This is a genomic window from Asticcacaulis sp. AC466 (assembly GCF_000495815.1).
Lineage (GTDB): Bacteria > Pseudomonadota > Alphaproteobacteria > Caulobacterales > Caulobacteraceae > Asticcacaulis.
The window spans coordinates 223,259-244,479 of the sequence record NZ_AWGE01000005.1 but is presented as its reverse complement, the minus strand read 5'-3'; the positions used below and the strand labels follow the sequence as shown (position 1 = coordinate 244,479).

Below are 21,221 nucleotides of genomic sequence, written 5' to 3'. Positions count from 1 at the left end.
TGTCGTAGTCCGGCACCGGGCCTTGCCGCTAAAACCCCAACCTAAATGCGTTACAGGATAGCCATCGGTGCTTAACCCCACTTCGACACAAGCCGGCGCGGACCTCGATCCAGGTGTGCGCGACTTTATCCGCATCACCGGCGAAGCCTATGTCACGCACGGCAACGGGCTTGAGCGCACCACGGTCAACGCGCGCCACATCGCCGAAAAGGTGCGGGCCCCCTGGATCGCCGGCGGCCCGGTCATGCATGCCATAACCGAACACACAGTACCGACGCCGCATGGCGGGGTCCGTATCCGGGTATATGATCCCGACGGTACCGCCGTCAAACCCGCCCTGATCTATATCCATGGCGGCGGTTGGGTCATGTTCAGTCTGGATACCCACGACCGTATCATGCGGGAATATGCAAGCCGCGCCGGCGTCTGCGTCGTAGGCGTCGACTATGCCCTGTCTCCGGAAGCCCGCTTTCCGGTTGCCCTTGAACAAATCATCGCGGTCGTTCAGCACCTGCGAACCCACGCCGGCGAAATGAACATCGATGCCGAACGGCTTGTGATCGGGGGCGATTCCGCCGGGGCGAATCTATCGCTCAGCACGGCGATCGCCTTGCGCGATGCCGGCGAAGGGAGCGTATTGAGCGGCCTGATCCTCAATTACGGCGCCTTCGGAATCGATCTTTCGGTAGACAATGTCCGCGACTTTGGCGGTCCTGACTATATGCTGACGGCGGACGAAATGGCCTATTTCTGGTCGCAATATCTCGCCCGGCCCGAAGACCAGTCCGACCCCAGGGCGGTGCCCCTGCTGGCTGATCTGCGCGATCTGCCGCCTGTGTTCCTGTGTGTGCCCCAATGCGATGTCCTGACCGGACAAAGTATGGCTCTGGACGCGCGCCTGCAAGCCGCTGGCGTCGAGACACGCGCTATCGTCTACGCCGGGGCTTCGCACAGCTTCCTCGAAGCTGTGTCAATCTCCCGGATTGCTGAGACCGCGTTCAACGATGCGGCAAGCTGGATACGCAGCCGGCTGTCGGCGGGATAGCCTCCTGCCCTCTTGCTTTCGACCCGCCCTGCCCCATCTTCCATCCAAAGACCGCGGCAGATGGGAGATGCACGAAATGGCCGTATTCATCGATGACATGTATCGGCACGCCATCGGCCATTTTCGCGGCATGCAGATGTCTCATCTTATCGCCGATACGGAGGTCGAACTCCATGCCCTGGCGCAGGTTATAGGCATGAAACGGGAATGGCATCAGGGCGATCACTACGACATTCCCCTTCACAAACGCACGCTAGCGATAGAGGCCGGCGCCATTGCGATCACCTACCGTCAATGCGGCATGATGCGGCGACGCCATCGCATCGAAGGGCGTTGCGGCCTCCCCGAGGAGGCGCTCGACTGGTACCGCGCCTGGCGCAGCCAAAGCCGTCGCGCCCCACAACCCTAAAAATCGCGGCTGACGGTTAACCACGCGGTGCGGGGCCGCAGCGGGGTGACCTGGTTGCCAGCCGCTATCTTGAAGGGATTCCCGTACGCAAAACTGTTGCCGCGCGCCGCCGTCAGGTTGGTGATGCGCAACCCGTACGTCATTGCCCCCACGTGATAGGCCGCGTCTAGATCCATCAAGCCATAGCCACCCATCCTGACGGTTTGCAAAGACCCGAAATTCAAATGCGACTCTCCCCGGTAAGCAAAAGTCGTCATGATATCAAGCGGGTGGGCATAAACTTGTGCTTGCCAGTTCGCGGATATACTATAGATCTGCCGAGGAATATACGGCATGCCACGATCATCATCGATGCTATATAACGGGTTTGCGTGTTTGAGTTCCGGCGCGGCGAACAAGGCGGCCGCATGAAAGTCGAGGGCGTCAAGCGGGCGCCAGTCCGCTTCGAACTCCAGGCCATGGACAAGGCCGTCGCCGATATTGACCGTCACCGGCAGACCTGTGGCCTGCAACTGATCGCTTTGAAGCTTATTCCACCTTATGGCATACCCGTCGACGGTCAGCCTGAGCCTGTGGTCCAGCAAGGTCAGTTTGGCGCCCAGTTCATAGCTATCCAGGCGATCGCCGTCGTAACGCGCGACAGGCGCCGGCCCTTCGAAAAGCGCCGTCGTGTTGAAACCACCGCTGCGGTATCCGTTCGAGGCCTGGAGATAAAACAGCACTCTCGAGTCTGGCACGTAGGTCAAAACCAGCTTGTGCGCTACGTGCATGTCATGTTTTCGGCCACGAAACGACGAAAGGCTGTCTTGCGGATTACCTGTTTCACGGCTGTCACTGACAACCGTATGTTCGCTCTGGGCCAGTCGCAGACCGGCGGTTAATATCCATTTTGCCGACAGGTCAAAAGAGAGCTCGCCAAATGCCGCCAGGTTGGTGATGTGATCCTTACGGTCTTCCTGAAAGATTGCGGCCCTCGTCTTGTAATCAATGAGGCGAGGGTTGAAATTTTCGGTCCCGTCGGAGGCAAAAACACCTGCCAGCCAGCGCAGAGGCCGCTCGGTCGGCGAGGTCACAAGGCCTTCCATCGTGGTCAATTCAACATTCTGAATCTCGTCGTAGACAAGCTGTCCGGAATTGGGTGCCGCAACCACGGCGCTCAACGGATCGGCGTCGTACCGGCTCGATATATCGTGATGCAGATGATTGAGCGTTAGCTTCACAGCGCCTACAGCGGTTTCCCCGGTGAGACGCACAGCCGTTTCGCTGAAATCATTGTCGTGGGGCTCGGCTATGCCCGGCGCCCGAATGTAGTCCTTTTGCCCGCCGTATATATACTGGCTGTCCTTGGTTTCGATGTCCTGTCGCGCCAAATTGCCCGTCAGGCTCCAGTTATCATTAATTTTCCAGGAGATGGCGACACGCGCACCGTCGCGAACCGTACCGTTGCCCTTGTATTCCGGGTCATTCGTATAGTGGAGGTAGCCGCCGCTCTGGTCGCGGTAGGCGACAAGACGCAAGCCCACCTTGTCCGTAATGATGGGCAGGTTGACCACGGCGGATATACGCGAGGACGACTCTCCGCCTTCGGTAAGAGCAAGTCCGGCGCTCAGATTACCGTTCGCACGCGACAGGTCAGGCAGGTTGGTGATCAGGTGGACGACGCCGGAAATTGACCCTTCGCCATAAAGCGCTCCCTGCGGCCCTTTGAGCACCTCCACACGCGCCATATCTAGAAGCAGCAGATCAGGATCGGGGGCGTTGTAGGTGATCGGTGCATCGTCCAGGTAGAGACCGACCGTTGACTGCGTACGGCCGGTAAATACACCATCCGATACACCGCGCAGCAAAATCTTGTCCCGTCCCGGCCCCAGATTGGTCATCATCATGCCAGGCACGCCTGCCGCCACATCCGTCAGGCTTCCATCGCTAGCCCCCAGCCTGCCTGCCGAAATCACGCTGACGGATGTGGGTGCCCGGCCAAGCAATTGCGGGCGCCGGTTCGCCGTGACGACGACCTCCATGGGCGCCGAGACATCAACGACGGACGAAGAGAAGGCGCGCGGCGCGATACGGCGGATCTGAAGCCGATAACTGGCCGTATCGACCCGTACGGCTTCGCACGCGCTATTCTTGAGAAGCGCCTTCAATCCGGCGTCAACCGTATAGACGCCATGAAGCGCTCGCGCCTGAACGCCGCAGGACTTGGGATTTACTCCGCCAACCGATATATTGGTGGCCACCGCGAACTGAATAAGCGCGTTGCCCATCGGCTGGGCGGGTATATCGACCGCATAGCGGCTTTCCGCCGCTATGGCCGCGCCCGCAGCAAGACTAAGGACGGCGATGCAGATAGACAGCGGTAGACGTCGTGGTGGCTTGCACGGGAAGAAATTCTTCCAGCCGTTTAACAACCGAAGCCTCCGAATCAACAACAATGACCGCCGTCACCCTTAGTTGCCCTGTCGCGGCGTCCGTCACAAGGGGTGTCCTCATATAACGGTTGAGATCCTTTATGACAAACGCCAAGGTCTGGTCCTGATAAATGACGCGGCCTTGCTGCCAGGCAAACGCCACCGAAGGATCCGCCTTGAAAACCCTGACCTGCGGACTACCTTCTACCTGCACGGCTTCGTCGCCCGATTTGAGGACCGCCCTTACGTCAGCGGGCCGGCCGGTGGGGGCCACCGCCACCTCGCCTTCCCGCACATTGATCCGGATGACGCCGTCCAGGCGGGCGACATTGAATTCGGTTCCGACATCGCTGACTGTCTGCTCACCCATCTGGATAGAAAACGGCCTTGACGCGTTGTGAACGACTGTCACCGCCAATTCACCCTTGTCGAGCTGAATCTGGCGGGCGTTTCGGGTCAGGCGGACAGACAGGTGCGTATCGGTATTCAAGTGCAGCCGGGTCCCGTCTTCGAGGACAACCTCTTTCGTTTCAGCCTTGCGTGTTTCGTAGATTACCGGTTTGGCGGCCTGAACCATGATCATCGACGAAACAACCGCCGCCGCCAGGCCCGCAGCGATCCCCGCAGTAACACCCCAGGTCAATAGAGCGCCGGCAGGGCGCCGCGATTTGCGCGCATAAAACGGGATGACGACCGGTTCGACCTGCGGATCTTCCGTCGCCGGCTCAGGCGGGGTGCTCCCGGCCATGGGCGGGTCACAAGGCGCAGCTTCTTGACCGAACTGTTCGAACCACGCCCGTTCCGCCTCGTCGAATGCCGAAAGATGCTGTTCTGATTGGTTTAACCAGTCCGTCAGCCCCTCAATGTCCGCATCGGTAACATCAGGCGCGTGGACGCGCACAAGCCAGTCTCTGGCTTGTTGCGCGATCATCGCTATATCCTGATTTCCAGTCGGCATCTCGTGCATTTGTCCTTTGATAGGGTGACACCACACGGGCGTCAGAGTCGCAAATCTTGTTTTCTTTGTGTCTGGGTGTCTGACCTCACGGGCCGCCTGCCCCTTTGAGGCGATCTGACAGATGCCGCAGCGCGGTGTATTGATGCTTTTCAACCGAACTTTTCGAGATATGAAGATGCGCGGCCACCTGGGCCTGGGTCATGCCCTCGAACTTGCCAAGACGGAAGATTTCCTGCGTCTTTTCAGGAAGCTCTTGTAGGGCCGCCGTGATGAGCGCCAACTGCTCACGCGCCATGACTTCGTTTTCGGCAGAGGGGATGTCGGCAATCATTTCGCCGGCCAGGTCCATGTGGTTGGCGGACAGCCACTGACCGTCACGACTGCGTTGGCGCCCCTGCCCCCGTATCCGATTTAGCCAGATATGGCTGCCGGTCGTAAACAGGAAGGCGGTCGGATTTTCGACGCTATAATGGGGGCCCAAAGCCGCAATCTTGAGATAGATTTCCTGCACGACATCTTCCGCCGTCGCGGCGTCACGCGCACGCGCCGTAAAATAGCGCACGAGCATCGCGCGCTTTTCCAGATAGGCTTGCAGCAAGGCGTCTGGCACGGTCGGGGGACTAGCTAGGATAGGTGTGATTGGGGCGATATCCGTGCCGCCAAAAAAAGTTCAAATTGAGGCATGACCTATCCACTGGAAAGACTATGAATAAAGGGCTTGCGAGTTTATATCGCTGGCGGTGTCATTATGTTGAGCGTCGTATACGCGCCACGGACTGTTTAGCCAGACAAGTGATATGCCGCCCCATTCAATGCGCGTTTTGAACATAATGCTGGCCAAGGCCAGGGGCGGCGTCGAATCGATGGCGGCCTACTATCACGAGGCCCTCTCGGCTGAAGGCATCGAGGTCTTAAGTCTCGGCCATCCGCGCGGCGTCCTGGCGCGCGAGGTGCCCGCCAAAGGCTTTTCACCCCTGGCGGCACGAACCGATTTCGATCCCTTCGCCGCCGTCCGACTGAAGATGCATTGCCGCCGTTTTTGTCCAGACCTTATTCTCGCCCACGGCAACAGGGCCGCACGACTGTGCACATCGCCTTACATGGGCCTGCGCGACAAAACAGTTCAAGTGATGCACAATGCCTTTTCAAAACCACATCTGAAGCAGGTGCGCGCCGCCCTGTGCGTTAGCGAAAGCGTGTTGTCGCATGTCCGGAGCGCCTATCCGGAAACGTTGGCGCTCGAGGTCGGCAATTTTGCGCCGCTTGAGGTCTACCCCGTCAAGACATCACGCAGCACTGTTCCGGTTATAGGCGCCCTGGGTCGCCTGCATGACCAGAAAGGATTCGATATTCTGCTGGAGGCCGCCAGCCAATTGCGTGACGCAGGTGTAGCGTTTCACCTGCGTATCGCGGGGGATGGCCCGGAAGCGGTTTCCCTCGCCAATCAGGCGCGCCAGCTCAACCTGCATTCCCAGGTGATCTTCTGTGGCTGGCAGGCGCCGGCCGCCCATTTCCTGAAGGAACTCGACCTGTTCGTCGTGCCGTCTCGCTACGAACCGTTCGGATTGGTGGTCATAGAGGCCATGGCGGCAGGCGTACCTGTTTTGGCGGCCGATTTAGAGGGACCGCAGCAGATTCTGGCCAAAGGCCGATTCGGCCGCCTGTTCGAGCCACAAAACGCCAAAGCCTTAGCCGACGCCCTGCGACAGGCCCTCGCCGAACCCCACGCTATGCGGCGAACGGCGGACGCAGCGCAGACGCAGGCCGTGGACACCTATGGTTTCGACACCGGTCGCGCCCGCCTGGTACAAGCCCTGCAGACCGTCATCAAGACAACTGGCTAGCGCCCCCGACCCGCCACATCTTGATAAGACGGCTAAATCGCGACTCCGCGGCGAGGTGAGAACTGACGATACCATCCCAGCCACCCGTGAAATGGCGTCGCGCCAGATAGTAGCGTAGGAAGACAAACATATATTCGAAAGGCAACCGCACAGCTATGACCCAACGCCGCTTGTGAAGCGTACGCGATTGCAGGTCCGTGTAGGCGGCCAGTTTTTGCCGGATATGTTCATAGGACCGCGCTGAAAAATGCAGGACCTGGCCGGTGAGTTGCCCTACCGGATAGGGACCGGTATCTACCGTGTCATGGACGGGACTATTGGCGAACCTAACGCGACGCCGGTCATACAGGCGAACATAGTTGTTAAAATCCGCCCACAGCCGCGGCCGCTCCTTGCCTGGGTAGATGGTCATTATCTTGACGCGATAGGCCGGAAGCGCGGGATCCGACTGCATCAGCGCCCTGATTTCATCGCGTAGGCTTGGAGTGATTACTTCATCGGCATCGAGATTCAAAATCCAGTCATAACGCGCCTGATCCTCGCTAAAGCGTTTTTGCGGGCCGTATCCGGACCACGGATTGAAAAAAACGCGCCCCCCCCAGGCCTCCGCCTTTTGCACCGTGTCGTCCGTCGAGCCACTGTCCACCACCACCACGTCGTCAGACAGTCCTGCGACGGCATTCAGGCAGGCGACAATACGGTCCGCTTCATTCTTGCAAATAATGCAAATACTTAAACTTGTGTGGTTCGTCATGGGCATCTCAGTCGCATATGGCGAATTGCCAGTATTTAGTCATGACACCTCCAACGCATCATGATCGCATAGCTACCGGAACTTTTTTTCACAAAAGCGCACTTTTTTGGTTGGAGAGGTACGACTTCGCCCCACGCGTGGGGTCTCACATTTGGGATTTTGCGGAAAGCGGGAAGATCTATGTGCGGCATAGCAGGCATCATGATGCGGGACAACCAAGCCGTCGACCCGACGGTGCTTGCAAAACTAGCCCACGCCCTAAACCATCGCGGGCCCGACGAAACGGGTATCGAGATCAGGCGGTCCGTCGGCCTTGTCAATACCCGCCTGGCCATAGTGGACATTGAAGGCGGGCAGCAGCCCTTTCGCGCTCTGGACGGCAGCCTTCTGGTTGGCAATGGCGAGATCTATAATGACCTCGACCTGCGTAACACCCTGACGCACATCGATTTTCAATCCGGTTCCGATTGCGAAACCCCACTACATATGTATGGCCGACACGGCCTCAGGTTCACGCACCATTTGCGCGGCATGTATGGGCTGGCAATCTACGATGCGTCAGGCGAGTGCCTGGTTCTGAGCCGCGATCCCTATGGCATCAAACAGCTCTATTATGTCATCACGCCGGCCTATTTCGCTTTTGCCTCCGAGGCACAGGCCCTTATCGCCGCAGGACTGGCAGACAACACCGTAACGCCACGCGTGCGCGCTGAAATGCTTCAGTTGCAGTTCACGACCGGCGCAGACACCATTTTCAGCGACATTAAACGCGTACTGCCCGGGCAAACCCTGGTCGTCAAAAACGCTGAGATTGCCGAAAGCGCGCGTCAACGACCCCATGATACGGTGCGCCCCCGCGCCCCTGTCGCGAACTACGAAGCCGCTTCGCGTGAACTGGCCAGGCGTTTGCGCGATAGTGTCGAAGCCCATTTGCGCTCGGACGCGCCGACCGGCCTGTTCCTGTCTGGCGGCATCGATTCGTCTGCTCTGCTAACCCTCATGTCCGAGCGTTCGACACAGCCGGTTGTCGCGCTCACCGCGGCCTTTCCGGGCGCCGCCAAGGATGAAAGCGGCAAGGCAAAAGCCGTCGCACGCGCTGCGAACGCCGATCACCAGCTTGTAAATATCACGGCGCCAGACTTTTTCCGCTGCGCCCCGAAGCTGGCCGCCGCCCTGGACGATCCGTCGGCCGACAGCTCGGCCCTGCCGTTATTCATGCTGGCCGAAGCCGCCAAAGCCCGCGGCCTCAAGGTCGTGCTGAGCGGCGAAGGCGCCGATGAGCTGTTCGGTGGCTACAAGCGATATCGGCGCGCCGCCTGGTTCTTCGGTCTCTGGCGTCAGAAGACCCGCACGCGAGGCGTCTTCTCTTCTCTGCTTCCCGCCTCAGCCTTGCAGGCATGGCGAGAAGGACTGGCACGGACGGAGCAACTGGAGTCCCTCCCCCGGATTTCCGCCATGCAGACGCTCCAGGCGATAGATTGCGCCGAATGGCTGCCGAATAATCTCTTGCTAAAGTTGGATCGCTGCCTGATGGCCCATGGCGTTGAAGGACGCACGCCCTTCCTGGACCCCGTCCTGTCGCCGTTCGCCTACGACCTGCCGGAGGCCTTCAAGGTCCGCAATGGGCTCGGCAAATGGCTTTTGCGCGACTGGGTATCGCGTAACACGCCCGGCGTCGACGCCTGGTCGAAAAAGCAGGGGTTCGTGCCACCCGTCGGGCAATGGATCGAACCTTACAAGCACCGCATAAAACCGCTTCTGCTGGCGCATCCGGCCATGCGCGAACTCTCGCTCCAGCCAACGATCGAACGTGTCTATGAGGATCCTGCGCGGCACCCGCAGGCCGCCTGGAGCCTCTTGTTCTATGCGCTTTGGCATACGCGCCATGTCTTGGGGCTTGATGCCGAAGGCCGGGTCGATGACGTACTAGACCTCGGACGCCGGGCCGCCTGATCTCCGGCTATACCTCACCCAACAGGCTGCGGCGCAAGGCGGGTTGAGTGGTCTTCGGGCTTAAGCAGATGGCGAAGAAGCTGGCGCTGAAAGCCGGTTCGGCGATCTGGCCGATGAACCGGTTCCGGTGGTAAAATGCCGTAGCCCCGCTCGCCGTGCGGACCAAGGTACTGGTATCGCCCGTTTTTATGTCAGGCAAGATCGCCATCAACTGGTGTTGCCAGGCGGCGAGCCGCGCCTTGTCGTGAACCCCCAGGGCGCGTATTTCGCTAATTATGCGCCGCGATGTCCCCTGGCTGTCAAGATGGCGCAGGTGTTCAACATGCAAGGCAAACGGCCGCTCATCGGACCATGTGCCGCCTGGCCCGTAAAGAGTGAGGTCCAGAACCGGTACCATAAGCACGGACAAACGGCCGGCTCCCACCTTGCCAATATTGGGCACCAGCCGCGGCAAATCTTGCGGCTCAGCCTTGGCGAGACGGGGAATCAGGGTGATGGCAAGGCTGGAAAGCAGAATATGTCGGCGCAGCATGATCAGTCTCCCCGGATCGCGAGCTGGTAAAAAGTGCTGTCCCGCTTGGCTGTCTGCGGGAGTCTCATCTAAGACACCGCACGCCGGTCATTGTCGCATGATCGGGAGCACCGGCTATGAGGAATTAACCATAGCCGGTGCCCCTTTTCAGTCTCGACGATGGATCACTTCATCTTGGCCGCTTTGAGGATAACCTGCATGATCGCGGGCAGAACCAGAAGGGTCAGACAGGTCGCTCCGACCAAGCCACCTATCACCACAATGGCGAGCGGCTTTTGGACCTCCGCCCCCGTGCCGTGCGCCAGGGCCATGGGAATGAAGCCGATGGCCGGGACCAGCCCGGTCATTATAACCGGGCGAATCCGCATCAAGGTGCCTTCGATAATCGCCTTGGATACGGCCATGCCGGCATCCAGACGCTCGCGGATGCTTGTCATCAGGATCAGACCGTTCAGAACGGCGACACCGGACAGGCAGATGAAGCCTACCGCCGCAGACACCGAAAAGGCGATGCCGGTCATCCACAGGGTGAAGACACCCCCTGCCACACCCAACGGAATGGCGGCGAAAACCGCCAGTGCCCGGCGAAAGCCACCGAGCGCTAGATAAAGCAGGCCAAAAATAGCGGCGAAACAGATGGGAACGACGATCGCCAAACGGTCGGACGCCGCCTTTAAATTTTGAAACTGACCGCCCCATTGAAGATGCGCGCCCGCCGGCAAGGGTACGGCGTCTATTTTCGGCAAGGCTTCGCGAACGAAGGAACCGACGTCGCGGCCCCGCACATTGGCTTGGATGACCACGCGGCGGCTGCCGTTTTCCCGGCTGATCTGGTTCAGCCCCTCACCGAACTGGAAAGAGGCGACCTGCGACAGGGGGACGGACCGGCGGGTGTGCCCACCCTCCTCGGGCAACATGACGGGCAAGGCGCCGAGGGCATCCAGGTCTTCGCGCGCGCCGGCTGCGGTACGGACCATGATCGGGAAACGCCGATCACCATCGAACACCAGACCCGCTTCCCGCCCGCCCATAGCGACGGCGACTGTATCGGCCACCTCTTCGACGGTCAGGCCGTAACGCGCGATGGCCAGGCGGTCGAACTGGATATCGAGCGTGGGGGAGCCATCGGTCTGTTCGGCCTTGACGTCGGCCGCCCCGGGGATGGCCTGCAAAACGCTGACCATTCGCGCCGCCGTCGCGCCGAGCTTATTGAGATCGTCGCCGTAAAGCTTGATCGCGACATCCCCGCGCACGCCGGCGATTAGTTCGTTGAACCTGAGTTCGATAGGCTGGCTGAGCTCGTAGGCCTGACCCAGTTCCTTGGCGGACGCGGCTTCTACACGTCCAACGACATCGGCTTTCTTCGTTACATCCTTCGGCCAGTCCGCCTTGTCCTTCAAGATGATAAAGCCATCCGAAATGCTGGGCGGCATTGGGTCGGTCGCCACCTCGGCGGTGCCGGTCTTAGAGTACATGAAGGCGACTTCCGGCAAGGCGGACACCGCCTTTTCGACCCCCTTCTGCATGATCAGGGACTGTTCAAGCGATACCGACGGAACCCGTGATGAGGCCATGGCCAGGTTTTTTTCGTCGAGTTGCGGGATGAACTCCTGCCCGAGCAGGCTGAATACCAATCCGGACACGGCGACAATACCCACACCAGCGGCAATGAACGGCCACGGCCGCGCCACCAGTCGGTGGAGCAGCGGTTCATAGGCGGTGCGAATTCGCGCTATGAGCCAGACCTCCTTTTCCACCACCTTCCCCCGGACCAGGAGCGCGACCATGGCGGGTACGAAGGTCAAGGACAGCACGAAGGCTGCCGCCAGCGCTAGCATAAGCGTCGTTGCCATGGGTGCGAATGTCTTGCCTTCGACGCCGCTGAAGGTGAACAAAGGCACGAAGACCAGGAAGATGATCGCCTGACCGAATACGGTTGGCTTGATCATTTCCCGTGCCGCCAGTCCGGTTTCAGCCAAACGTTCCGACAGGGTCAGAAGCCGCCCTTCGGCCTGTTGACGATGGCCCAGCCGCCGAAGACTGTTCTCGATGATGATGACGCTGCCATCGACAACAAGGCCGAAGTCGAGCGCACCCAGGCTCATCAGATTTCCCGGCACCTTCAGACCATTCATGCCGATCGCCATCATGAGGAAGGAAACGGGAATGACCAGGACGGCAATGATGGCCGCGCGGACATTACCCAAAAGCAGAAACAGCGTCGCGGCAACCAAAAGTGCGCCCTCGGCAAGGTTGCGTTCCACGGTCGCGACCGTGGCATTGACCAGTTGCGAACGATCCAGCAACGGGGTCACGACAATGCCAGGCGGCAGGGATTTACGTATCCCCTCCAGCCGCGCGCCGGCGGCCTTGGCGACCGTGCGGCTGTTTTCGCCTATGAGCATGAGGGCCGTGCCGATGACGACCTCATGGCCGTTCAGGCTGGCCGCACCGGTGCGCAGGTCGCCGCCGACACGGACCTGGGCCAGATCACGGACCGAAACGCCGATCCCGCCCCGTGTGGCGACCACGGTTTCGCCGATCTCTCCGATACCGCGTATGCGTGCATCCGCGCGTATCAGAAAGGCTTCGCCGCCCCGGTTGAGGTAGTTGGCGCCTGCCGACAGATTGGCTTTTTCCAGCGCCTGCGCCAGTTCGGCGTAGGAAACGCCATAAGCGGCCATGCGCGCGGGATCGGGCTCGACGACATACTGTTTCTGGTAGCCGCCGATGGAATCGACGCCAGCGACACCTTTGACCGGCAGCAGTTGCGGTTTGATCATCCAGTCCTGCACAGTGCGCAGATAAGCGGCTCGGGCGACGTCGGTATCCAACCGTTCACCGTCCGGCGTCAGGTAGCTGCCGTCAGATTGCCAGCCGGGCTGGCCCGATGTGACCGGCCGTTTTGGACCATAGTCAACCGCATACATATAGACTTCGCCCAGTCCTGTGGTAACGGGACCGATCTGCGGCCGCACGCCTTCCGGCAGGGCGTCGCGGGTCTGGGCGATGCGTTCATTGACCTGCTGGCGCGCGAAATAAAGGTCCGTCTTTTCGGAAAAGATCGCGGTGACTTGTGAAAAGCCATTGCGTGACAATGACCTCGTCGTCTCCAGCCCAGGTATTCCCGACAGGGCCGTTTCGAGCGGGAAGGTGACGCGCTTTTCCATTTCCAGCGGCGACAGGCCCGGATCAACGGTGTTGATTTGCACCTGATTGTTGGTGATGTCCGGCACGGCATCGATGGGCAGACGCGTCAATTGCCACAGCCCGACGGCCGAAATGAGCACAACCAGTGTGACGACGATCCAGCGCAGCCGGATCGATTGCGTAATAAGATGGGCGATCATCAATGCTCTCCGTGTTCGCTCTTGGCCATTTCGGCCTTGAGAAGGAAAGCATTGTGGACGGCCACGACCTCGCCGGCCTTGAGCCCCGAGACGATTTCAACCCGTCCGGCGCTGCGTTGTCCCAAGGTGACAGGTGCGGGCGTAAAGCCCGACGGCGTTTTGACAAACACGACCGCCTTGCCCGCCAAGGTCTGCACCGCCTGATCCGCCACGACGATGACGGTGGATGACGATGTGGCTTGCGGGAACAGTCTGACGCGGACGGACTGCCCGGGTTGCAAGCCATTACCCGCTAAGTCGAGTATCGCCGTCGCTGAGCGGGTTTCCCCGTCCAGAGCAGGCGTAATCGAGCGGACACGTCCCTCAATCGTGCGTCCGTCGCCAGCCAGTAGTGTGGCGCGATCTCCGGCCTTCACACGACCGCTATCGACGGCCGCGACCGCCACCTCGGCCTGGAGACGGTCCGAATTGGTCACGCGGAACACTTCGTTTTCCGGAGTGACGAAGGCCCCCAGACTCGCCGCCGAGGCGCTGATGCGACCCGCAATGGGACTGGTGACGATAACGCTGCGCCCGTCCCCACTGACCTGGGTATTGGTGGCGACCGTGCGCGATCGCCGGGCCTCGGCTTCCGCGGCAGCCGCTTCGGTTTCCGCCCGTTCGTAATCGACGCGGGGAGAAATGCCCTGGTCGAACAGACGGCGTTCGCGTTGAACGGTCTTTCGTGCCAGATCAGCCCGCGCCTCGGCCGACTGACGGTCGGCCAGAATCTGCGCCGCTTCCCGGCTCTCGACCAGTGCAACCGTCTCTCCGGCCTTAACCGGATCCCCCAGACGTTTGTACAGGCGCGTCACCGTACCGCCGGCACGTGCCGTGAGGACGGCCTCTCCTTGCGGACCAGCGGTTATGGTGCCTTGGGCCAGAATTTCACCGGCCAGGCCGCCGGGCTGAACGGTTTCCAGACCAATGCCTGCCTTTTGGGCATCGGCATCGCTCAGGGCTATCGTTTCGGGGGCGTGATCGTCGTCCGGCTGGACCACCGGTGACACGGCAGATTTGGGCGCCGTCCACTTGGCGACGCCATAACCCAGACCGCCAGCGGCCAGAACAGCGGCGGAGACATAAAGTATAGTGCGGTTCATAATTATTCTCCGTGATCAGCGAAAGGCACTGCACCGGTCAGGCGGGCGATGAGGGCTTCGGCCATCAGGCGGTCAATACGGGCGTCCAGACTCTGACGTCGGGCTTCGATCAGGTCGCGACGGGCGCTGACCAGTTCGGACAAGGGCAGTTTTCCACCTTCGTAGCCCAACCGGGTCAGTCTGTAGGTTTCCTCGGCGGTCCGTTCTGTGTCGCGCGCCGCCAGCAAACGGCTTGATGCCGCCCGCGCCTGATATACGGCGGCTATGGACTGCGCCTCAGCATCGCGGCGCGCGGCCGTCAAACGCGCCTGTGAGGCCGTTAAATCGGCCTCTGCCGCTGAAATGTTGCCGCGGCTTTTGTCGAATAACGGCAAGGACAGCGATACGCCACCAATAAAGGCCGTGCGATCATCGCCATTCAACCGGCGCACGCCCAGGGACAGCGCGACATCTGGCGCGGCACGGGTGCGTTCAACACGCACCTGCTTTGATAGTGTTTCCCGCTCCGCCTCGGCACTCAGATAGGCCGGGCTTTGCAGAGGATCCGGCGCTATGACCGCCTCCCCCAGATCGGCATGGGGGAGCAGGTCGGCAGGTATGGCGGTATAGGGTATTTCTTCGCCGACTATGGCGCTTAGAGTGGTCAAGGCGGTGATCCGGGCGGCGCGCGCCTCATCAAGCCCGGCGCGGGCGGCCTGTACGCCGCTTTGCGCCTGAAGGCGGCGCAGATCGGCTTCCTTGCCGGCGTCAACCAGCGCCCGGGCGACGCGTTCATCGTCCAGAGCCAGGCTCAACGCCTCCTCGGCCAGCCGCAGGCGTCGGTCCGCCGCTTCGGCATCGACATAGGCACGGGCGAGATCGAAGGTGAAGTCACCACGCGTTTGTGTCGCACGCACCGTGCTGGATTGCAGGGCGGCGTCGCCGGCCGCGATGCGCGCCTGACGCTTGCCGCCCAGTTCAAGCGGTTGTTCGACGCTAAGCGTTGTTTCCGCAGCGCCAAAACCGTTGAACGGTGCGCGGCCACCGAAATTTTCGCTTTCAAGGGACACGGTGGGATTGGACCAGGCACGCGATTGCGTCGCGAGGCCGCGCGCCTGATCGACACGGGCGCGGGCTTCGGCCAATCGCGGGGCCTGGGTTTGCGCCCGGGCCAGCACGCCGGCGAAGGGCGGTGCCAGGTTTTCGTCCTGGGTGGAGACGGGCTGTGCGAATGCGGGTACGGCGCCAAGACACAGCGCCGCTATGAGCGCCGATATAGCGGGCGCGGAAGATCGTATATGTAAATGGGGCATGAGCCGTCCAAAATGACATGAGGATAGACATGGCCAGGCAGACCATGTGCTCACGCATCACGGACGCCGGGCCGTTAAACGGTACGGATGTCTATGAACGGTTTTGGGGGCTGGTCGGGCGATGCGCCGGGGTCGTCGCGTCGCCGGGCGTCGATCAAGGCAAAGCGCGTGGCCGTCAACGTCAAGAGGGGCGTCGCGGCCGGTCCACCGTCCGGCGATGCCGTCGCGGAACTGTGGGTATGGCAGGCGCAATTGTGCAGGACGTGATAAATATCCAGAAGACCGCCGCCATCACGGCCATTATCGACCCGCGCCGTGTCATCATGACTATAGGCCGCGCCGTCCTGGCCTTGCAGTTCGTGGACGCAAAATCCGGCTGACTGGCTGCTCAATACACCGACGACAAGAAGCGTACAGAGCAATACACGCCCCCCCGCCGCCAGCCGTTCGAAAAGCATCGCCATCAGAGTCATAGGCATCTTATATCGGTTTCGTTCGACAAAAACAAACACCGACTTGCGCCGTATTCCAATCCCTCAACGCCCGCGTCAGGTTATGCCGTCTGAATAGACCGTGCCGGTCGACGTGAACGCCGCCGTCAGGGTCTGCATACGCAGGCGCGGATCGAACGAGATGTGGACCCAGCTCCCCTCATATATCAGTTGATCGTACTGGATATCGCTGGCGATGATTTTCTTGCAGATGTCGCGCGGCGTGCCGAAGGCCGATGACACGAAATCCACCGCATAGCCGAGGCAGTGCGCGCTGTTTGGCGACCCGCCGATCGCCTTGTTCAGCGCCGGCGACCGATAACCGCTATTGACCCGTATCGGCTTGCCCAGACATAGGCGCACACGATCCATCTGGGCGGCTGTCTGTTTGAGCGCGGCGACAATATTGGCTGGCGGCGTATTGTCGATGGTCCGGTTATCGGTATGGGTCAGTTCGTCCAGGGTGAAATACTGGCTGAAGCCATCCGCAGCGGTCGCTGCGGGCGCCGGCGGTAACGGCGGGAAGGTCGCCTTGGCGCGATCAAGCCACGCTTGACGGTCCGCTAGGCCGATGGTGCCACCATTGACCAGTCGCGTCACCCCTTCGATATCGTCGAGATCGGCCTTGGCGTTGATGTTGTTGACCTTCCAGAAGGCCGCAGCAGCCTGGGCGGCGTAAACCGGGTTTTCCAGCAATTCGGGCTGTTCTATCAGGGGCTGGCCAATCATGGCGGCATAGCGTTCGTAGTTGGCCCGCCCGGTAATCATCATAAAGCCCCGGCCAATATATTTATAACCGTCGCCCGGATTGACGTTCCCAAGGCTCGGCCGGTCGCCATAGACGAAATTGGCGATCGCTTCCTTACCCGCAGCCACCAGTTCCTTGGCCTTATCCAGCGTCTGGACACGGCTGCGGAAGACCGTCAGCAGGCCTTGGGCGCTGTAGTTCAGGTTTTCAACCAGCGCTTTAAACCCACCGCTTTCATGCCCCATCTGCGCCATAAAATGAACCAGCCGCAGGCGGGTCGTAATATCACCCAACGGCAGGGCGGCTTCAAGCGCGGGCGCATAGGCCATGGCACGGTCGTCCCGGATGGTGGGCGCCAAGGTCTTTAGTCGCTCTGGAGTAATGATTGCCACGACCGCCCCCCGTCCGTCGTCAGTTGTCGCGCGGACGCATGGTCGGGTCCAAACCGGCCAGAAAGGCCATGTCCGCATCATCATGAGGCGTGGCGCCCGCGGCCGAAGAGGCCACCAGACTGGGTTGATAGGTCAATTGTGGTGTCTTTTCCGTCACCTGAGGCGCGGTGAAGGCCGTAGCGATTGCACCCAACCCATCGAAGCCGCTGACACCGCCGCCACCGTCCTTGGGCTTGAGCGTGGAGCGCACAGTCATCAGCTTCGACAGAACGTCAAACCAGAAGGGCGCACCCAGCGTGACGGCGAATGCCGTCATCAACCAGCCCATGATCAGGGAGATGAGCGGCAAGATGTTGAACAGGGTATGATCGCCAAGCGATGGGTTACCCTGGTAGAGGCTGGTTGCGTGTTCCGAAATATTTTTCACGCTTTGACCAAGATATGCCATCCATTGGTCCGGGCGGGCGTGAGCCCAATCCGGCATAGGCGTTTCGACAGGTGTGACAGGTGGGCATTTTTTGGTATTTTTCTCACCACAAAACTGGAAGAGGTGATTCATCGTGTTCAGCGTGGTGTCGTTCCAACCGAGCGGCAGGTCCAACGCCGCCAGTGGATTGGTGCCGTTTGCCGGCATCAGGTTCGACGGATCGGCATTGACGTGCTGGCTGTAATATTCCTGCGACGACGCTTCGACAGCCTTGCGCAAGGACGGGCTGAGATAAAGGCTTTGAGCGATGACGACGGTATTGACGTTCAAGATGACGCAGATAATCAGGGACAACCAGAAAATGATGGTCTGGGTTTCGCGGCGATACCAGCCGGACACCCGGTCCATGGTGGCATTATACCAAGTTTCCATGAACAGCCGCGCCTTGTCGAGGTCGCCCCCGGAGTTGTTGATGGCAAAGGAAACCATCTTGGCCAGCCGGGTATTGGGCAGGTTTGTGGTCGCCGCAAGAATGGCACTGGTGTCAAGGCTGCCATTCTCCGACTGGCCACCGCGCTCGGCCAGCATGTCGAACACGACGAAGGCGAAATGGCCGCTGGGGATATAGGACGGTAAATTCCCTGCGCTCATAAAGCTCCGCTTGTCCGGCGTCTGATAGCGGCCGCGGTATAGGGTCATAGTTAGAGGGTGATCGTAAAATGTCTTCAGCATGTCGTAGCCGGAGGCCTTCGCCGATCCCTTGGTTGATGTACTGGCGGCTGCGGTCTTGACGGCGTGTTCCGGCGGATGATCACACAGAAGCTCGATCAAACCCTTTTCCAGGTTCGTGGCGCGGCTTTTACAAAAGCCTTCGATGGCTTCGCGCACAACCGTGGTGAGCAGGCTCATCAGTAGATAGACGAAGACAATCCCCGCCGCCACATCGACTGAGTCAGGTAACAGCGAGCCCAAGACCTACCCCCGTAGAAGCGAACCGCCGGTTTGGCGTTCGACGGCTTAGAGTTAACAAATATTAACCAAAGCGCAACGCCAAATCCATCCGGCACGTAGTAGGGATAACGTCGGTACGTATTTTTGCCACAGTGGCTTTTTTGCCTACCGAAGGCATTTTTCGCCCCTAGTAGCCGCTGGGTCGCCCGCCTGGTCCACCAGGGCCACCCTGCCCCGTCATTCGCGACTGCCCTTGTTGGGCACTGGACGCGCCACCGAAATTATATGTCAGGCCCAGATAGATGACCTGACCTTGCTGCCCGCGTGTCGACACCGAATGAACCAAGTCCGTGTCGGTTACCATTTTGACTTTGCTGGAACGGAACGGATCGTTCAGCACAAATACTGAGGCAAGCTTTGGTGTGAAATTATGCTTCCAAGAGAAATTACCCATCGAGAAAGGCGTTACATAGCCTTGCCCCGTCAGTTGCTTACCCGACGTGAAATAGGTGAACTGCATCCCATCCTTCGGCGTCGCCTTGTACATCAACATGACGCGGCCGCTAAGAGTGGTTGCCGACTGCGTGCCGCCAAGGGTCGAGGTGTCCAGCTCCTTATAGGCCAGATTACCATTGGCACTCAGGATCAGCTTTTTACTCAGCGGCCCCTGATAATTGAACTCCAGCCCCCCCGCCTTGCCGCTGCCGAAATTACGTTTGGTCGTCAGAATAACGGCCTGACCACCCGGCGTGCTGACAGGTAAGAAGGTGCTGTAGCTTGTAATGGTGTGGGCATCTTGTTGGTAATACCCACGCAGGACATAGCTGATGTACCCGGCTGTGACCTCATATCCCAGATCCATCTTGTCGGTCTCCTGCGGCTTCAGGTTCGGATTACCGGCAATGACGTTCTGGGCGTCCTGATATGTCACGAAGGGGTTGAGGTCGCTCGGCTGGGGACGCTGCAATCTATGTGAATAGCTGAAACGCAGTTTGGATTTTGCATCTATGGCGTAGGTTGCAAAGAAGCTGGGCGACAGCTTGGTGTAGTCAACCTGACCAACGGTGCCTGAACTGATCAAGTCCGTGCTGAGGTTGAGGTATTCGGCTCGCAAGCCTCCCAGAACGGTCCACTTTTCACCAATCTGGTGCTGAAGCGTCGCATAGGCCGCGCTGATGGTCTGGACGTAAGCAAAATCAGACGTCAGTTGCGGATTAACGGCGCCATTGACGATCGAGTTGTTTATGGTTTGGCTGTCGTCACGCGTGATCTGTAGGCCGGTCGATAACTGGTCGCTGCCCAATTGACGGTTATAATCGACGCTTAGGACTTGGTTATGCAGATCGGTGCTTTTATGCTGCATGTCAGTAAGCGTCAGCGCCGCAGGAAAGCTATAGGTCGTCGTATTTTCAGTCACGCCTGTGCCGGTAGAACGGCTGATGCGATAATCGACCTTCAGAGTCTCGCCGGCCGTATCGCCGGTATGGCTCCAGGTAAACGCGCCAGAGCTGTTTTCATTCGGCTGCTGAACATAGGTATGACGGCCATACAATGCCGTCGGGGCGTTGGCCGCATTGTAAGCTGCGTTGTTAGAGTCGCCGCGAATGTTGAACTGGCGGCTGGCATAAGCGAGACTCGCCGTCACGGTATCGGTAGCGGTCGCATTATAATCGACCGAAAAATTGCTGGATAGGTTGCGAACCGTGCCAATGCCGGTGCCGTCCGTATCTGTGGTGCTTGTGACGTTCCCATTGCTGTCGAGACGTTGCAGACGCGTGCCCACGCTGCCGCCCCGGATGTCGTTACGATAGCTTAAACCGCCATTCACCGTCAGCTTGTTCTTATGATAGGAGCCCGACAGGTTGGTGTTGTAGCGACCGTCCGTTCCAACCGACGTGGTAATCGACCCATAGCCCCCCGGTTTGCGGTTCTTGTTCATGACAAGATTTATGATACCACCGCTGCCTTCCGAGCTGTACTGAGCGCCCGGGTTGGTCATGACCTCCACTGACGAAATATCGCCGGACGACATGGCCTGAAGGGCGGCCGCGCGGTTGTCGGCGCTCATCATTGTCGACGGCTTGCCATCAACATAGATTTGCACGTTCGAATTGCCGCGCAAGGTGACATTGCCCTGGGGATCAACATTGACAGAAGGCACCTTGTTCAGCGCATCTGCGGCATTGCCTGTCGCGGCATCTATATTTTTCGTATTGTCGTAAGTTTGCCGGTCGATGCGATTGACCGGCTTTTGCCCGGTGACAGTGACCGTTGTTGTTTGGCCGTCCTTCGCGTCAGTTTGTTGTGCGGGGGGCTGACTGGTCTCCGCTTGAGCGGCTGGCGCCGTAGCCGTCTGCCCGTGAGCGGTGCCGGCGACGGCGCCCAACAGGACTAGGCTGGAGAGGCCGGTCATAAGCCGGTTGTTCGTAGTGCGCATGGTAATACCCCCGTCAAATTATTGCACCGCAATACATCTGATACAGATATGCCACCATACTTTATTGTGTAAAGTACTTTTAGGT

Annotated in this window: 16 protein-coding genes; 4 read left to right on the top strand and 12 right to left on the bottom strand. The window is 59.8% G+C overall.

From position 1 onward, the window contains the following. Window positions 1-67: 67 nt before the first annotated feature. Window positions 68-1,045: an alpha/beta hydrolase fold domain-containing protein gene (locus AEAC466_RS28290; protein ID WP_023457140.1), complete on the top strand. Its 978-nt coding sequence runs from the start codon at window positions 68-70 to the stop codon at window positions 1,043-1,045. Window positions 1,046-1,121: 76 nt separating this feature from the next. Next, window positions 1,122-1,454, top strand: a complete 333-nt coding sequence (locus AEAC466_RS28285; protein WP_035429343.1) for a DUF4031 domain-containing protein — start codon at window positions 1,122-1,124, stop codon at window positions 1,452-1,454. Here AEAC466_RS28285 and AEAC466_RS28280 read toward each other — a convergent pair. From AEAC466_RS28280 to AEAC466_RS28270, 3 genes are all read right to left on the bottom strand, one after another. Further along, window positions 1,451-3,865: a TonB-dependent receptor gene (locus AEAC466_RS28280; protein WP_155913515.1), complete on the bottom strand. Its 2,415-nt coding sequence runs from the start codon at window positions 3,863-3,865 to the stop codon at window positions 1,451-1,453. The genes AEAC466_RS28285 and AEAC466_RS28280 overlap by 4 nt on opposite strands. Next, window positions 3,786-4,796: a FecR family protein gene (locus AEAC466_RS28275; protein WP_023457137.1), complete on the bottom strand. Its 1,011-nt coding sequence runs from the start codon at window positions 4,794-4,796 to the stop codon at window positions 3,786-3,788. Before AEAC466_RS28275 ends, AEAC466_RS28280 begins: the two co-directional genes overlap by 80 nt. A gap of 112 nt (window positions 4,797-4,908) precedes the next feature. Then, window positions 4,909-5,433: an RNA polymerase sigma factor gene (locus AEAC466_RS28270; protein ID WP_155913513.1), complete on the bottom strand. Its 525-nt coding sequence runs from the start codon at window positions 5,431-5,433 to the stop codon at window positions 4,909-4,911. Between the two features lie 187 nt (window positions 5,434-5,620). On the opposite strand from AEAC466_RS28270, the gene AEAC466_RS28265 reads away from it, so the two are divergent. Continuing rightward, entirely contained in the window at window positions 5,621-6,667 is a 1,047-nt protein-coding gene (locus tag AEAC466_RS28265) for a glycosyltransferase (RefSeq protein WP_081714548.1), read from the top strand. Here AEAC466_RS28265 and AEAC466_RS28260 read toward each other — a convergent pair. Further along, a complete protein-coding gene (locus AEAC466_RS28260; protein WP_023457134.1) occupies window positions 6,651-7,421 on the bottom strand; it encodes a glycosyltransferase family 2 protein in 771 nt (256 codons plus the stop codon). The genes AEAC466_RS28265 and AEAC466_RS28260 overlap by 17 nt on opposite strands. Before the next feature lie 180 nt (window positions 7,422-7,601). Between AEAC466_RS28260 and asnB the strand changes: the two genes are divergently transcribed. Beyond that, window positions 7,602-9,374, top strand: a complete 1,773-nt coding sequence (gene asnB / locus AEAC466_RS28255) for an asparagine synthase (glutamine-hydrolyzing) (RefSeq protein ID WP_023457133.1) — start codon at window positions 7,602-7,604, stop codon at window positions 9,372-9,374. A gap of 7 nt (window positions 9,375-9,381) precedes the next feature. Here asnB and AEAC466_RS28250 read toward each other — a convergent pair whose 3' ends face one another. From AEAC466_RS28250 to AEAC466_RS28220, 8 genes are all read right to left on the bottom strand, one after another. Further along, window positions 9,382-9,906: a chalcone isomerase family protein gene (locus AEAC466_RS28250; protein ID WP_023457132.1), complete on the bottom strand. Its 525-nt coding sequence runs from the start codon at window positions 9,904-9,906 to the stop codon at window positions 9,382-9,384. Window positions 9,907-10,070: 164 nt separating this feature from the next. Beyond that, window positions 10,071-13,256, bottom strand: a complete 3,186-nt coding sequence (locus tag AEAC466_RS28245) for an efflux RND transporter permease subunit (RefSeq protein WP_023457131.1) — start codon at window positions 13,254-13,256, stop codon at window positions 10,071-10,073. Continuing rightward, window positions 13,256-14,398: an efflux RND transporter periplasmic adaptor subunit gene (locus AEAC466_RS28240; RefSeq protein ID WP_023457130.1), complete on the bottom strand. Its 1,143-nt coding sequence runs from the start codon at window positions 14,396-14,398 to the stop codon at window positions 13,256-13,258. The genes AEAC466_RS28245 and AEAC466_RS28240 overlap by 1 nt, the downstream gene beginning before the upstream one ends. A gap of 2 nt (window positions 14,399-14,400) precedes the next feature. Beyond that, a complete protein-coding gene (locus AEAC466_RS28235) occupies window positions 14,401-15,690 on the bottom strand; it encodes a TolC family protein (protein ID WP_023457129.1) in 1,290 nt (429 codons plus the stop codon). 74 nt (window positions 15,691-15,764) lie between these two features. Next, window positions 15,765-16,163, bottom strand: a complete 399-nt coding sequence (locus AEAC466_RS28230) for a hypothetical protein (RefSeq protein WP_023457128.1) — start codon at window positions 16,161-16,163, stop codon at window positions 15,765-15,767. A gap of 75 nt (window positions 16,164-16,238) precedes the next feature. Beyond that, window positions 16,239-17,321, bottom strand: coding sequence for a D-Ala-D-Ala carboxypeptidase family metallohydrolase (locus AEAC466_RS44850; protein WP_200863945.1), 1,083 nt, complete (start codon window positions 17,319-17,321; stop codon window positions 16,239-16,241). Window positions 17,322-17,340: 19 nt separating this feature from the next. Further along, entirely contained in the window at window positions 17,341-18,720 is a 1,380-nt protein-coding gene (locus AEAC466_RS28225) for a hypothetical protein (protein WP_023457127.1), read from the bottom strand. A gap of 166 nt (window positions 18,721-18,886) precedes the next feature. Beyond that, window positions 18,887-21,136 (bottom strand): TonB-dependent receptor domain-containing protein, encoded by a 2,250-nt coding sequence (locus tag AEAC466_RS28220; protein WP_031238316.1) that lies wholly within the window; start codon window positions 21,134-21,136, stop codon window positions 18,887-18,889. Window positions 21,137-21,221: the final 85 nt, after the last annotated feature.

What these genes read in the sequence shown, in the direction of transcription:
- AEAC466_RS28285 (WP_035429343.1), top strand. Translation starts at nt 1,122, where the DNA reads ATGGCCGTATTCATCGATGACATGTATCGGCACGCCATCGGCCATTTT.
- AEAC466_RS28275 (WP_023457137.1), bottom strand. Translation starts at nt 4,796, where the DNA reads ATGATCGCGCAACAAGCCAGAGACTGGCTTGTGCGCGTCCACGCGCCT.
- AEAC466_RS28265 (WP_081714548.1), top strand. Translation starts at nt 5,621, where the DNA reads ATGCCGCCCCATTCAATGCGCGTTTTGAACATAATGCTGGCCAAGGCC.
- AEAC466_RS28260 (WP_023457134.1), bottom strand. Translation starts at nt 7,421, where the DNA reads ATGACGAACCACACAAGTTTAAGTATTTGCATTATTTGCAAGAATGAA.
- asnB (WP_023457133.1), top strand. Translation starts at nt 7,602, where the DNA reads ATGTGCGGCATAGCAGGCATCATGATGCGGGACAACCAAGCCGTCGAC.
- AEAC466_RS28250 (WP_023457132.1), bottom strand. Translation starts at nt 9,906, where the DNA reads ATGCTGCGCCGACATATTCTGCTTTCCAGCCTTGCCATCACCCTGATT.
- AEAC466_RS28245 (WP_023457131.1), bottom strand. Translation starts at nt 13,256, where the DNA reads ATGATCGCCCATCTTATTACGCAATCGATCCGGCTGCGCTGGATCGTC.
- AEAC466_RS28240 (WP_023457130.1), bottom strand. Translation starts at nt 14,398, where the DNA reads ATGAACCGCACTATACTTTATGTCTCCGCCGCTGTTCTGGCCGCTGGC.
- AEAC466_RS28235 (WP_023457129.1), bottom strand. Translation starts at nt 15,690, where the DNA reads ATGCCCCATTTACATATACGATCTTCCGCGCCCGCTATATCGGCGCTC.
- AEAC466_RS28230 (WP_023457128.1), bottom strand. Translation starts at nt 16,163, where the DNA reads ATGACTCTGATGGCGATGCTTTTCGAACGGCTGGCGGCGGGGGGGCGT.
- AEAC466_RS28220 (WP_031238316.1), bottom strand. Translation starts at nt 21,136, where the DNA reads ATGCGCACTACGAACAACCGGCTTATGACCGGCCTCTCCAGCCTAGTC.